Raw genomic sequence first — 616 nt, 5'->3', positions numbered from 1 at the left:
ATGGCTTGTTGAACTGGCTTGGTCGGGATGAGATAACTGACATACCAATTGAGGTCATCCAATTTAACGGTATGGGCAAAATAGCGTTGCTGATCCAGCGTCCAAAAATGGATCACGGTGTTGTCGTAGAGCTTTTGTGTTTCCTCATTTGCTGCATGGTTTGGCTCATTGAACCAGTCTGCGTTGTAAGTGGTGCTGCTCGACAGGAAGAAACGATGATGGCGGTTTTGCAGTGTAATAATGTCTTGGCTGGTGATGGTTTGTTCCGTCAGAAGGCTCAAGTTAATTTGTACGACGACAATACCCGCGATGTTAAGGCCATCAAAAATCGGTGCCGATAAATAATACAGAGGGCTCGAGCCTTTGGTTTTATTTACCAGAGAGACGCCTTCACCTTGGCGATGAATCTGTTCAACAATGGCACGTCGATCTGAACGGCTAAATCGTTCATCGATGAGGCTGGAAACCAACACTTCACCAGAGGTGGAGAGGATCAACCAACCTTCGGTATTCGCGGCTTTGTCGAGTTGGGTTAACTGGGCTTGCAGCGGTTCATAGTAAGTCAAATTGCCTTTCACAAACGCAATAGTTTCGGGATTGTTGGTGACTAAATAAG

1 pseudogene is annotated in these 616 nt (G+C 46.1%); it reads right to left on the bottom strand.

Annotation, left to right across the window (positions count from 1 at the left end):
- Positions 1 to 616, bottom strand: a pseudogene (locus R7044_RS26405) (PAS domain-containing sensor histidine kinase); the annotation flags it as partial.

This window comes from Vibrio sp. 1402 (assembly GCF_033340275.1).
Note: the sequence above shows the minus strand (reverse complement) of the source record. Positions and strands in the feature narration are given on the sequence as shown.